The 12,938-nt window shown below is 67.8% G+C and carries 10 protein-coding genes and 1 tRNA gene; 4 read left to right on the top strand and 7 right to left on the bottom strand.

The window, feature by feature from the left end; all coding sequences use genetic code 11:
• Positions 1–8 precede the first annotated feature (8 nt).
• The 3 genes from ACIBBF_RS01890 to ACIBBF_RS01880 are packed head-to-tail and all read left to right on the top strand — an operon-like array spanning position 9 to position 3,870.
• Positions 9–986 carry a carbohydrate ABC transporter permease gene (locus ACIBBF_RS01890; RefSeq protein ID WP_397409899.1) on the top strand — a complete coding sequence of 326 codons (978 nt, stop codon included), beginning with the start codon at positions 9–11 and terminating at the stop codon, positions 984–986.
• On the top strand, positions 983–1,855 hold the full coding sequence (locus ACIBBF_RS01885; protein ID WP_397409897.1) for a carbohydrate ABC transporter permease: 873 nt from the start codon (positions 983–985) through the stop codon (positions 1,853–1,855). The genes ACIBBF_RS01890 and ACIBBF_RS01885 overlap by 4 nt, the downstream gene beginning before the upstream one ends.
• Positions 1,852–3,870 carry a beta-galactosidase gene (locus tag ACIBBF_RS01880; protein WP_397409895.1) on the top strand — a complete coding sequence of 673 codons (2,019 nt, stop codon included), beginning with the start codon at positions 1,852–1,854 and terminating at the stop codon, positions 3,868–3,870. Before ACIBBF_RS01885 ends, ACIBBF_RS01880 begins: the two co-directional genes overlap by 4 nt.
• Positions 3,871–3,936: 66 nt before the next feature.
• Here ACIBBF_RS01880 and ACIBBF_RS01875 read toward each other — a convergent pair whose 3' ends face one another.
• The 5 genes from ACIBBF_RS01875 to ACIBBF_RS01855 all read right to left on the bottom strand — a co-directional run bounded on the left by ACIBBF_RS01875 (position 3,937) and on the right by ACIBBF_RS01855 (position 9,481).
• Complete coding sequence (locus ACIBBF_RS01875; RefSeq protein ID WP_397409893.1) at positions 3,937–5,019, bottom strand: Gfo/Idh/MocA family protein; 1,083 nt, start codon at positions 5,017–5,019, stop codon at positions 3,937–3,939.
• Positions 5,016–6,197, bottom strand: coding sequence for a Gfo/Idh/MocA family protein (locus ACIBBF_RS01870; protein WP_397409891.1), 1,182 nt, complete (start codon positions 6,195–6,197; stop codon positions 5,016–5,018). Before ACIBBF_RS01870 ends, ACIBBF_RS01875 begins: the two co-directional genes overlap by 4 nt.
• A 125-nt stretch (positions 6,198–6,322) precedes the next feature.
• The gene (locus tag ACIBBF_RS01865) at positions 6,323–7,639 is read right to left on the bottom strand and encodes an ABC transporter substrate-binding protein (RefSeq protein ID WP_397409889.1); all 1,317 of its coding nucleotides are present in this window, start codon (positions 7,637–7,639) and stop codon (positions 6,323–6,325) included.
• A gap of 59 nt (positions 7,640–7,698) precedes the next feature.
• Positions 7,699–8,550 (bottom strand): carbohydrate ABC transporter permease, encoded by an 852-nt coding sequence (locus tag ACIBBF_RS01860; protein ID WP_397409887.1) that lies wholly within the window; start codon positions 8,548–8,550, stop codon positions 7,699–7,701.
• Positions 8,543–9,481 carry a carbohydrate ABC transporter permease gene (locus ACIBBF_RS01855; protein ID WP_397409885.1) on the bottom strand — a complete coding sequence of 313 codons (939 nt, stop codon included), beginning with the start codon at positions 9,479–9,481 and terminating at the stop codon, positions 8,543–8,545. The genes ACIBBF_RS01860 and ACIBBF_RS01855 overlap by 8 nt, the downstream gene beginning before the upstream one ends.
• Before the next feature lie 288 nt (positions 9,482–9,769).
• On the opposite strand from ACIBBF_RS01855, the gene ACIBBF_RS01850 reads away from it, so the two are divergent.
• Complete coding sequence (locus tag ACIBBF_RS01850) at positions 9,770–10,777, top strand: LacI family DNA-binding transcriptional regulator (protein WP_397409883.1); 1,008 nt, start codon at positions 9,770–9,772, stop codon at positions 10,775–10,777.
• Between the two features lie 426 nt (positions 10,778–11,203).
• Here ACIBBF_RS01850 and ACIBBF_RS01845 read toward each other — a convergent pair.
• Both ACIBBF_RS01845 and ACIBBF_RS01840 read right to left on the bottom strand, forming a co-directional pair.
• Positions 11,204–11,277, bottom strand: a tRNA-Pro gene (locus tag ACIBBF_RS01845).
• 578 nt (positions 11,278–11,855) lie between these two features.
• Positions 11,856–12,881 (bottom strand): LacI family DNA-binding transcriptional regulator, encoded by a 1,026-nt coding sequence (locus ACIBBF_RS01840; protein WP_397409881.1) that lies wholly within the window; start codon positions 12,879–12,881, stop codon positions 11,856–11,858.
• Positions 12,882–12,938 lie beyond the last annotated feature (57 nt).

Here is a 12,938-nt window from a genome sequence, read left to right as displayed (position 1 = left end):
AACCGACCATGACCCACGCCACCACCGACCCAGCCGCCGTCTCGATCCCGCGGCGACCCGACCACCGGCACCCACCACAGCGCAGACGTTCGCTCCGCCCACGGGTCGCGCCGTATCTCTTCAGCGCGCCGGCGATGGTCCTCTACGTCGCCTTCACCGTCATCCCGCTCGGATACGCCCTCGGATCAAGCTTCTTCGCCCAGCGGCTGACCGGCGGAGGGATCCTCGGAACACGCCAGACGGTCTTCGTCTGGTTCGACAACTACGCCGAGGTCCTCACCAATGCCAGCCTCGTCGCCGGCCTGGGCCGGCTGACGATCTACGGGATCATCGCGGTACCGCTCACCCTGGGTCTGGCCCTGTTGTTCGCCCTCTTGCTCGACGCGAACGGGACCCGCCTCAAGCGGTTCGGCCGCACCGCGATCTTCATCCCCTACGCCGTTCCAGGTGTCGTCGCCGCCCTCATGTGGGGGTTCATGTACCTGCCGGACACGAGCCCGTTCTCGTACGTGACCCGTGCGATCGGCCTCGGAACGATCCCGTTCCTCGAACCGGACAGCCTGTACGGGTCGATCGCCAACATCACGATCTGGGGCGGCATCGGCTTCAACATGCTCGTCATCTACACGGCCCTGCAGAGCATCCCGAACGAGATGATCGAGGCGGCCCGCATCGACGGCGCCAGCGAGGTCCAGGTCGCCCTGCGGATCAAGGTCCCGCTGGTCGGTCCCGCGCTGGTCCTCACGTCGATCTTCGCCCTGCTCGGCGCGCTCCAGCTGTACGGCGAGCCCGCGATGCTCATGCCACTGACCAACAGCATCTCCACCACCTGGGCGCCGCTGATGACGATCTACCGCGACGCGTTCGTGCTGGACAACCTCTCCTCGGCCGCCGCGGCATCCATGGTGCTGGCGATCGGCACGGCCGCCGTCTCCGTGGCCGTCCTCGCGGCCGTCCGTCGTATCAGCCGAAGGGGAATGGCATGACCACGACCACGGCTCCGGTCCGTCCCGGCCGATCACCGCTGCACCGCGGCAAGGTCGTTCCCACAGTCGTCCTCGTCATCGGCGCGATCTACTGTCTCATCCCCGTGATCTGGGTGTTCGTGGCCGCGTCCAAAGCACCGGGCGAGCTGTTCAGCTCCTTCACGTTCGCCCCCGGCAGCGGACTCCTCCAGAACCTGGGCGACCTGTTCGCCCGCGAGGACGGCGCCTACGGCATGTGGGCGCTCAACTCCGCGTTGTATGCCGGGCTGGGCGGGTTGCTGTCCACGCTCGTGTCGGCAGCGGCCGGTTACGCGCTGGCAAAGTACGACTTCGCCGGAGGACGCATCTTCTTCGTCACCCTTCTCGCCGGTCTGCTCATCCCGGGCATCACCCTCGCGGTACCGCAGTACCTCCTGCTCTCCGAGCTGCAGCTGGCCGGCACCCGCTGGTCCGTGCTGCTTCCGAGCATCATCAGTCCCTTCGGCATCTACCTGTGCAAGGTGTTCGCCGAAGGATCCATCGCCCAGGAGGCCCTCGAAGCCGCGCGGATCGACGGCGCGGGCGAGTGGCGCATCTTCCGGAGCATCGTGCTGCCCCTGATGGTGCCCGGCATGGTCACCGTCTTCCTGCTGCAGTTCGTGGGCATCTGGAACAACTTCCTCCTGCCCTACATCATGCTCGCCGACCCGTCCACGTTCCCCCTGACGGTTGGACTGAGCTCACTGCTGTACCAAGGCTCGGGCTCCCCCGCCCTCTACTCGCTCGCGATCACCGGCGCCGCCGTCGCGATCATTCCCCTCATCGCCCTCGTGCTGTTCCTGCAGCGCTTCTGGCGGCTCGACCTCATCTCCGGAGGAGTCAAAGGATGACCCTGTCCCACACCGACCAGCCCTGGCCCACGGCCGGCATCAGCTTCGGCGGCGACTACAACCCCGAACAGTGGGATCCGTCGGTCTGGCGCGAAGACGTCGAACTCATGCGCCGGGCCGGGGTCAACATGGTCTCCCTCGGCATCTTCTCCTGGGGCCTGCTCGAGACGGCAGAGGGTGTCTACGACTGGGGGTGGTTCGACGAGATCATCAACCTGCTCGAGCAGAACGACATCTCGATCGACCTGGCCACACCCACCGCCGCCCCGCCCAGCTGGCTCCTGGCCGAGCACCCCGAGTTTCCACCCGTCGACCACGACATGACGCGGCACTGGCCCGGCGCCCGGCTGGGCTGGTGCCCCAGCAACCCCGACTTCCGCAGGCACGCCCTGCGCATCGTCCGGGCCGTCGCCGAACGCTACGGTTCCCGTCAGCACGTCGTGATGTGGCACGTCAGCAACGAGCTCGGCGGCGGGAACGGGCACTGCTACTGCGACGTGTCCGCCGCCGCGTTCCGCGGCTGGCTGGAGCGGAAGTACAGGACGGTCGAGAAGCTCAACGAGGCCTGGGGCACAGCGTTCTGGGGCCACTACTACCGCAGCTTCGAGCACATCCTGCCGCCCCGTGGCAACGACGCGAAGAACCCGTCTCTCATGCTCGACTTCGACCGGTTCTCCTCCGACGAGCTGCTCGACCACTATCTCGCCGAGCGGGCTCTGCTCAAGGAGATCACCCCCGACCTGCCCGTGACCACCAACTTCATGGTCGGTGCCGAGCCGGACGCCGTCGACTACGCCCGCTGGGCGCCGCACATGGACATCCTCGCCAACGATCACTACACGCGGTCACCCGACCCCGTGCCGCAGCAGGATGTCGCGTTCTCCGGTGACCGCATGCGTTCCCTGACCACCGACCGGCGGCCGTGGCTCCTCATGGAGCACTCGACCAGCGCGGTGAACTGGCAACCACGCAACCGCGCCAAGAACCCCGGCGAGCTCATCCGTGACGCGATCAGCCACGTCGCGCACGGCGCCGACGGCGTCATGTACTTCCAGTGGCGCGCCTCCCGAGCTGGAGCCGAGCAGTTCCACTCCGGGATGGTCCCCCATGCCGGACCGGACACCAAGATCTTCCGCGAGGTCAGCACACTCGGCGCCCACCTCCAGCGCCTGGCACCCGTCCTCGGTTCCCGCGTACCGGCCGCCAAGGTCGGCATCCTGTTCGACAACGAGGCAGGCTGGGCGGTTCGCCGTGGTGTGAAGCCGAACAACTTCCTGCCCTACGGCGCGGCGGTCCGCGCGTGGCACGCCGCGTTCTGGCGCCGGGGCGACGGCGTCGACGTCCTCCCACCGTGGAACGACTTCGCCGGCTACGACACTCTTGTCGTACCCCAGCTCTTCCTGGTCGCGGACGACACGGCCAGGCGCGCCGAGGAGTTCGTCACGGCCGGCGGCACTCTGGTCGTCACGGCGTTCTCCGGGATCGTCGACGAGAACGACCAGGTCCGCCTCGGCGGCTATCCCGGAGCGTTCCGTGACGTACTCGGCGCATGGACCGAGGAGTTCTACCCCCTGCAAGAAGGCGAGACCTTCCAGCTCGACAACGGCTGGAGCGGCCGGGAATGGACCGAACACGTCCACGCCGACGAGGCCGACGTCGTCACGCGGTACCAGGGTGGGCCACTGGACGGCCGGCCCGCTGTGACCGTTCGGACCCATCCGGGAGGCGGCCGGGCCATCTACGTCTCGGCCGGGATCGACAGTCCGTCGATCGACGCGCTCGTCACCGATCTGATCGAGCCGACTCCCCCGCCCGTCACTGACAAGCTCCCCGGCCTCGAGGTCGGGATGCGCGAGACCGACACCGACGAGTTCGTCTTCCTCATCAACCATCGAGCCGACGACGCCAAGGTCAGCATCCGGGGCTCCGAGCTGCTCACCGGGCTCACCATCGATAACGCGCTCGTCGTGCCCGCCGGCGAGGTCCGCGTGGTCCACCGTCGCAGGGAGGTCTGACCGGCCACTCGCACGTGGGTCCTCCTCCATGCGGGAGAAGGACCCACGTGCCAGCCAGGACGCGACTCAGCGCCTCACTGACAGGTCGGTCGCCTGGTCCTGGGCGATGATCGCCAGCTCGACGGACTTGAAGGCATGGGCTTGGGTCATCGCGTTCTCGGTCCGCTCGAGGCAGTCACGGATGAGCTTGCCGAAATACGGATAGCCCACTTTTCCGCTGACCTCGAAGTGGGTCTCCCCCTCGCCGTTGGCGAGGTACACGTGCCCGGGGCCGTCCTGGGTGCCGAGGTTCATGTACTTGCGCTGCTCGATGAACCCCTCTGTACCCAGGATGAAGGTGCGGCCGTCCCCCCACGTCTGCAGGCCGTCGGGGGTGAACCAGTCGCACCTGAAGTAGCCCGTCGCGCCGGTGTCGGTGACCAGGTTGGCATCGCCGAAGTCGTCCAGCTCGGGGTGCTCGGGATGGGCGTAGTTGGCGATCTGGCTGTTGACCACCCGGGCGTCGGTCGAGCCCGTGTAGTACAGGATCTGGTCGACGTTGTGGCTGCCGATATCGGTCAGGATGCCGCCGTACCTGTCCTTCTGGAAGAACCAGTCAGGCCGGCTGCCCGCGTTGAGCCGGTGCGGCCCGAACCCCACCACCTGCAGAACCCGGCCGATCGCGCCCTGCTCGATGAGCTGCTCGGTGAACACCGCGGCCTCGACGTGGATGCGCTCGCTGTAGTAGACCGCGTACTTCCGCCCGGTGCGGTCGACCGCCTCCCGAGCGCTCGCGAGCTGCTCGAGCGTGGTCAAGGGGGCCTTGTCGGTGAAGTAGTCCTTGCCCGACTCGATCACCCGCAGACCGAGGGCGCATCGCTCGTTGGTGATCGCCGCGCCAGCGACAAGCTGGACCTCGGGATCGTTCAGGATCTCGGCTTCGTCGCGAGCCACGCGAACGTCCGGGAACCGGTCCCGGAACTGCGCAACTCGCGCGGCACTGGGGTCGTACACCCACTTGAGCGTGGCGCCGGCCCCGATGAGGCCCTCGCACATGCCGTAGATGTGACCGTGGTCCAGCCCGACCGCGGCGAAGACGAACTCTCCCCCCTCGACGACCGGTGCAGGCAGGGGTGCCGGTGCGTACGTCGCCCCGTCGCCGGCGTTCATCGTGCTCGCCCGGCGACGTCGACGCCATGTTCGCCGGACACGCTGATCGCACCGGCCTGATGCCGTACGGACGCCGACTTGGTGAAGTACCTCGGCGCGCGCTCCGCGATGGTGCCGCTGCGGTAGTAGGGATCATCGGTGGTCAGGGGCAGCTCGACCGTTCGACGCTCGATGCCGGCCTGGTAGATGGCGGTGATGACCTCGATGGTCAGCCGCCCTGCCCGGCCGTCGATGGCGGGACGCCCGCCCTGCTCGATCGCTCTCAGGACGTCGTCGACCTGCCCCTGGTGCCCCAGGTGCGACAGCGGGACGTGCTCGTCGGCCAGCGCGTGCAGGCGGTCCACCAACGTGGTGTTGCCCCCTGGTGCGGGGAAGCCGTTGGGCTGAGCGACGTCCGCGACCACGACCCCGTCGAGACTTACGCCGGCGTCCCGTCCCTGGACGACGATCTGCTGCCGCTCGCCGTGGTCGACCACGGAGCTCGTGACGGTCGCCAGGGCGCGCTCGTACTGCAGGACGGCGACCGACAGGTCCTCGATCTCGGCGTTCTCGTGAGCGGCGTTGGTCAGGACCGCCGTCACGGCCTCCGGCTCCCCCAGGAGCCACAGGAGCAGATCGATGTGGTGCACCGCGTGGTTGAGCGTCGGGCCTCCGCCCTCCTGCTCCCAGGTCCCGCGCCACCACAGGTCGTAGTACGACAGCCCGCGCCACCACGCCGAGTCCACCTGCACACGCGTGACCGGACCGATCAGGCCGGAGTCGACGGCCGACTTCAGCGTGACGACGTCGTCCCGGAACCGGTTCTGCGCCACGGAGGAGAACAGTGCTCCGCTGGCGGCTTCTGCCCGGAGGATGGCATCGCACGCGGCCAGCGAGGGCGCCATCGGCTTCTCGCACAGGACGTTCACGCCGGCGGTGAGACAGTCGACGGCGATCTGCTCGTGGGTGGACGGCGGGGTGCAGATGCTGACGAGGTCGATGTCCTCCTGCGCGAGGAGCTCCTCGTGCGAGCCGTAGACACGCGCGTCGCGAAGACCGAGCTGGTTCCGCTTCGCCTCGGCGCTGTCGATCGACTCGTCGACGAGCGCGACGACGGAGCAGCGGTCCGGGAAGGCCTTGTAGGCCTCCATGTGGAGTATCGAGATGTTGCCGGTGCCGATGATGGCAACCTTGATCACTTCTGTCTCCTGTCGTGGGGAACGTGATAGGTCGTCCGCCGGGACGACGGCGATACCGGCGCTGTCCAGCGGTCAGTGAGCTGTGACCGCTGGACAGCGCCTCGCCTGGTGGTCGCCGCGGGAGGTCAGGACGCGGCGTCGATCGCGTTCTGGACCTCGTCGATGAAGCCCGCCGCCGCCTCCTCGGCGGACATCTGGCCCAGCAGCACCTGCTCGTTGTAACGGCCGATGACGGTCTGGACGTCGCTGGCGCCGTTCGGTGTGACCGGGGAGCTCGGCCCGGACTCCTGACCCATGTCCTCCGTGAAGTCGACCACCAGCTGATTCGCCTCGTCGAGCGAGCCCGCGATGGCGTCGTTCATGGCCGGATTGACCGGGACGCCGCGCTCCACCCCGAACAGCTTGGCGACGCGCTCGTCGCTGTTGAGGAAGTTCACGAGCAGACCGGCCTCGGCCGGGTGCTCGCTCCTGGAGGAGACCGACCAGTACATGGACGGCTTCAGATACTGAAATCCGTCCTGGGTCGAGTCGTCCGTCGGCCAGTTCGCGATCGTGTACTCGAAGTCCGGTGCCGCCGCCTGGTAGGAGGGGAACGAGCCGGCCGCGATGAACATCATGCCGACACCACCGGTGACGATCGAGCTCTGGTCGAGGGGAACTCCGCTGGTCTCGGCCCACTCGGCGGCGGACGCCGAGGCGCCCGAGTCGATCCAGCTCCGCTCGAGGTTGAAGTAGTCCTCGACGGTCTTGGCGCTGATGGCGACGTTGCCGTCGGCGTCGAACAGCTCGTCACCGTGCTGTCGCGCCCAGATCCGCAGGCTGAACGTGTCGGCCCCGAAGAGGTTGACGCCGCGCACCTCTCCGCCCGAGGCGTCGGAGAGCGCCTCCGCTGTGGCGTTGAACTCGTCCCACGTCCACGACGTGGTGTCGGGCAGCGGCACGTCGTACTTCTCGAACAGGCTCTTGTTGATGATGACGCCGTTCGGCGCCGCACCGATCGGCAGGCCCAGCAGCTGCTCGCCCACCCGACCCGAGTCGAGCACCGAGTCATCGAGGTCGTCCGTCTTCAGGACGCCGGAGAGAGACTCCAGGTCCGTCAGGGCGCCCCTTGCCCCGTAGGAGGCGAGGTAGACCTCGTCGAACTGCATCACGTCCGGGGCTTCGCCTCCGGCTGTCGTCGTCGCCAGCCGGTCCCAGTAGCCGCTCCAGTCGGCGAACTGCGGTTCGACGGTGATGTTCGGATGGTCTGCCTCGAAGAGCTCGATGGCCTCCAGCGTGGCCTGCGTCCGGGCATCCCCGCCCCACCAGGTCATGGAGATCGTGACGTCCTGCTCAGAGAGCTCGACATCGCCACTTCCGGTAGAAGCGATCCCGCAGCCCGCGAGGAGCATGCCGACGGCTGCCAGCGCCGCCAGCCCCCCGCCCTTGTGTATCCGTCGCATTGAAAACTGCCTTCCGTGTCAGCTTGACGTGAAATGGGTGGTGCTCGATGGTTCGGCGTCTACTTCCCGCCGGTCGTCGCGATCCCTCGCAGGAGGAACCGCTGGCCGAACAGGAAGACGAAGAACACCGGGACGAGCGATACGACGCTCATGGCGAACAACGCGCCGAAATCTGACTGGGACTGCGCGTCGATGAACGAGCGCAGGGCGACAGGCACGGTGTACCCGTCGGGTTTGGTGAGGAAGATGAGCTGGGAGAAGAAGTCGTTCCAGGTCCAGATGAACGTGAACACCGCGGTGGTGGCGATCGCCGGCACCATCAACGGAAGCATGATCTGCAGATAGATCCGCACGTGCCCCGCACCGTCGAGACGAGCCGCCTCGTCCAGCTCGCGCGGAATTCCACGGATGAACTGCACCATGAGGAATATGAAGAACGCATCCGTGGCGAGGAACTTGGGCACGATGAGCGGCAGGAAGGTGTTGATCCAGCCCAGCTGCGCGTAGAGCACGTACTGCGGAATGATCAGGACGTGGACCGGCAGCATGATCGTCACGATCATGACGACGAAAGCGACCGGCCGCCACGAGAAGTTCAGGCGCGCGAAAGCGTATGCCGCCATCGAGCACGAGAGCACGTTCCCGATGACCGAACCGGCCACCACGATCGCGGAATTCGCAAGATATGCGCCGAAAGGGCGCTGCAGGGCGTTCCAGCCATCCGGGTAGTGCGAGAAGTCGAACGTGTCGACGAAGATTCCCGAGTTCGTGAATATCTCGCTGTTGGGCCGGACCGAGCTCGCGAGCATCCACAGGAGCGGATACAACATGACCAGCACGACGAGGATGAGTACGCCGTGTGTCGTCACGCTCCGTATCGACGAGCGGATCTTTCGCTGGCGATTAGTCATTGTAGAAGACCCAATACTTGGAGAGCCAGAAGTTGATCGCCGTGAACGCTCCGATGATGATGAGCAGCAACCACGCGAGGGCCGAGGCGTAGCCCATTCTCAGGCCGGCAAATCCCTCCTGGTAGAGGTACAAGGAGAAGAAGAGGGTCGAGTCCGCCGGTCCACCGCTGCCGTTCGAGATGATGAAGGCCTGCGTGAACGCCTGGAACGATCCGATGATCCCGAGCACCAGGTTGAAGAAGATGATCGGGCTCAGCAGCGGCAGGGTGATCGAGCGAAACCGCCTCCATCGGGACGCCCCGTCGACCTGTGCCGCCTCCTGAAGCTCCGTAGGAATCTGGCGAAGACCCGCAAGAAAGATGACCATGGGCGAGCCGAAGGTCCACACGTGAAGCACCATGATGGTGCCCAGCGCTGTGCTCGGTTCGGCGATCCACGCCGGTCCATGGATGCCGAACAATGCCAGGAACGAGTTCAGAAGGCCCTCGGCCCCGAAGACAAGGCGCCACAGGACCGCGATGGCCACACTCCCACCTAGGAGGGAGGGCAGATAGAGCACCGACCGGTACAGCGGGAGACCGCGTAGGCCCCGGTCAAGGAGGACCGCGATACCCAGCGCGACAGCAAGCTGGACCGGCACCGACACGAGGACATAGGCGAACGTCACCCCGAGAGACCGGGCGAGGCGCTCGTCGCCGAGCATCCGCTCGATGTTGTCGAGACCTGTGAAGACCGGGTCCTGGAGCAGGTTGTAGTTGGTGAACGCCAGATAGAGCGACACCAGCATCGGACCGAGCGTGATGCCCACGAACCCCACGAGCCACGGCGCGAGGAACCCGAGCGCGGCCCGGCCGTCAGCCTTCGCGCTCTTGCCGCCAGCTCCACCCGCACGGTGGGCACGCAGCTGACGAAGCTCGCCCAGTGCACTCATCGCGGGCACCGCCGTGTCCCGGGCCGCGCGCCCGACAGGTAGCTCCAGGGGAATCGACTGCAGGATCGCCGACGGCGGCGTTGCGGAATGATCGCGCTCACGACACTTTCCCTCCTCCTTGAGGTCGCAAGGCCCGTGGCGACCGCTTCGGCGGCACGGGCAGTGATACGTATCGGTGGTGATACGTATCGGTATAGTGTCTGCGCCGGCGACCGGTGTCAAGAACGTTGTCGGACGGACAGGGCGGGCACACTGGTGCGTCCGGGACGACGACGAGAGGAACGGACCATGGCGGAGCGGGCCACCAGCCGCGATGTCGCACGCCGTGCGGGCGTGGCGCAGTCGACGGTTTCGTACGTCCTCGCGGGCAAGGGGTCGATCTCGGCCGAGACTCGCAAGCGGGTGCTACGCGCCGTCGAGGAGCTGAACTACCAGCCCAACCTCGTGGCGCGCGCGATGCGCACGAGGCGCACCGGCCGCGTCGCCGTGGTGATGGGACTCCCGATCTACAACCCCGTACGCATGCTCGCCGGTGCCGGTGCCGCGGCAGAGCACGCCGGCTACACGATGGAGGTCCACAGCGTCGACGGCCACATCGGGCTCCGTAGCCAGCGCGTGCTGGAACTGGCCGGATCAGGAGAGTTCGAGGGCGTTCTGTCCTTCGCCCCCGTCGAGCCCGGCCTCGAGACCAAGGCTCCGCCCGATGTCCCGATCGTCATGTCGGCGAACTTCAACGACGAGATGCATTCAGCCGGTGAGCTCGCCGATGCCACTCCGGTGAGGCTGTTCATCGAGCGCCTGGCATCCCTCGGCCACACGCGCTTCCTGCACGTCGCGGGGCCCTCCGACTTCCTCTCTGCACGAGCACGAGAACACGTGTTCACCGAGACGATCGAACACCTCGGGCTCGAGTCGCTCGGAGTCGTCGGCCACGGCTGGACCGGCGAGACCGGCGTTCAGGCGGTGCGAGCCCTTCCCGATGGCACTCCGCCGGTCGCTGTCATCGCCGTCAACGATCTCGTGGCGGTCGGAGTGATGCGCGGCGCTGCCGAGCGCGGCTGGACCGTACCCGCAGACCTGAGCATCACCGGCTGGGACAACTACGACGTCGGCCCGTTCCTTTTCCCCTCGCTGACCACGGTAGACACCAACCGAGCTGAGGCCGGGCGCCGAGCGATGCTCCGGCTCGTAGCAGCTCTGCGCAAGGAAGCACCACCCGAGCACGAAGAACCCCTCAACCAGATCATCTGGCGAGAGTCGATCGCCTCCCCCGACGTACACGCAGGACGGCAGTAGCCACCGGCGGCCTGGCATCCGGCGGACAGCGGAGACTCCCATCAGACTCACATTCGCACCCTCGACGGGGACCTGCCGTCGACGAAGGACCCTCCAGCGGGAGCGCAAAGCGTGAGCTCGGCACTCCGGTCGACACCGGGAACAGGGGTGACCTCATCGACCTCGGAGCGGCTTCTTGGTCATGATGGTGGCTGCCCGGAGAGGCTGCGCCCCACCTGTCGCATGCCATTGAGGTATCCGAGGAAGGCGTGGGGAGCTACCCGACAACCCGGCGCCATGGGCGACGATGCGAGGTGACCGTCACGCTCTGCGAAGCCCGTCGTGGGACGGGCGTCCAGAACACCAAGGTGTCGGGTTTCTGTCGGGGAGTTCAAGTCTCGGGTCCGTTCTGGCCTGGCGAACCAGAGGCTCACCAGGCCAGACGAGTCGGGCTGACTGGATTCGAACCAGCGACCCTCTGCTCCCAAAGCAGATGCGCTACCAAGCTGCGCCACAGCCCGCCGTCGGCGGAGGAAACCGGCCGTCACCTGAGGCTTCGCCCGGACGGCCCCGGCCGACGGACCGATCATATCCGGTCGGCACGGCGGCGACGCCAGCCGAATACACCGGGTGGCCGCCCTGGCGACCGCGCTGGCGACCGCGCTGGGGCTGTGCCGTTGACCGTGCTGACCAACGATGCAGAGGCGGCACGGCGTCGTGCCCGTTCCCCGGCTGGCTGACCACCGCCCCACCTGTCCCCTCCCGCCCGGCGTGCCCGCCGCGAAGTCACGTTCTACCCAGTCATCAGGCCCACAATGACGCGGGATTCTGGGCCTGATGACTGGGTAGAACATGACTTTCGGCGGCCGTCCGAGCGCGGCCCCCGATCGGCATGCCCCGGCATGCATCCGCGCCACCAGCACACCCAGGCAAGCACGCCCGCCCCGGCACCCCGGGCGAGCACCACCCAGCACCCCCGGTACGCCCGCCCCGGGCCGAGAACACCCCAACCCACCGACACCCCGGGCACCCCGGGCACCCCGGGCACCCCAGGCACCCCAGGCACCCCAGGCACCCCAGGCACCCCAGGCACCCCCGCCTACGCATCCCCCAACGTAGAAGCCCGCACCACCAACCGCGGCGCCAGCCGCTCGACCCCTCGCCCAGGATCACCTTCGATCGCCGCGATCAGCAGCTCCGCCGCGCGCTGGCCGAGCCGTTCGAGCTGCATGTCCACGGTGGTCAGCGGGGGGCGGCTGGCCAGCGACATGACCTCCCAGTCGTCGTACCCGGTGACGGCCACCTCGTCGGGCACCCGCACCCCGAGCTCCCGCAGCCGGTCGCACCCGCCCCGCGCCAGCTGGTCGGAGGCGAAGACGATGGCGTCGACGGCCGGTCTGTCACCCCCGGCAGCGGCGTCGAGGCCCAGAACGAGGTCCACCGCCCGTCGACCCCACTGCTCCGACCAGTCGCCGTACAGCGGCGGGCCCACCAGCGCGAGGCCGCGGGTTGCCAGCTCGGCGGCCAGGGCGTCGTGCCGCACCACCGACGCCGCCTGCTCGGCGCGCCCTCCGACGTAGGCGATGCGGCGCCGGCCGAGTCCCACGAGGTGTTCCACGAGCAGTCGCATGCCGAGGGCGTCGTCGGGCACCACCGAGACGTCGTCCGGGTCGGCGGACGGCGCGAACGCGTACACCACCGGCATCGGCACGCGGATGGGTTCGCGCGGTTCGGTGGTGCGGCCGGTGACGATGATGCCGTCGACCCGCCGGGCCACCAGGGCACGCACGTGGTGCTGCTCGCGCACCGGGTCGTGCCGGGCGGTGGCCAGCAGCGCCGACAGCTCGCCGCCGACGAGCGCGTTCTCCGCGCCGAGCACCACGGGCAGCGAGAACCGGCCGGCCGAGTCGGTGCTGAGCAGCCCGACGGTGAAGCTGCGCCGCGCCGAGAGTGACCGCGCGGTCACGTCCGGGACGAAGCCCAGGCGTTCCGCCGCCTCGCGGACCCGTTCCCGGGTGCTCTCGCGCAGCGACCCCGTCCCGTTCAGCGCCTTCGACGCCGTGCCGGGCGCCACGCCCGCCAGGGCGGCCACGTCGGTGATCCGCACCACCCGTCCCCGCTCCATCCCGCACCCACCTTCTCGTTTCCGCTGTTTCCGTCCAGACCGTCATCGTAGATCCTC

The sequence above is a fragment of the Promicromonospora sp. NPDC050880 genome, from assembly GCF_044456525.1.
Classification (GTDB): Bacteria; Actinomycetota; Actinomycetes; order Actinomycetales; family Cellulomonadaceae; genus Promicromonospora.
The sequence above is the reverse complement of the archived record's forward strand: the minus strand, read 5'-3'. Positions and strand labels throughout refer to the sequence as shown.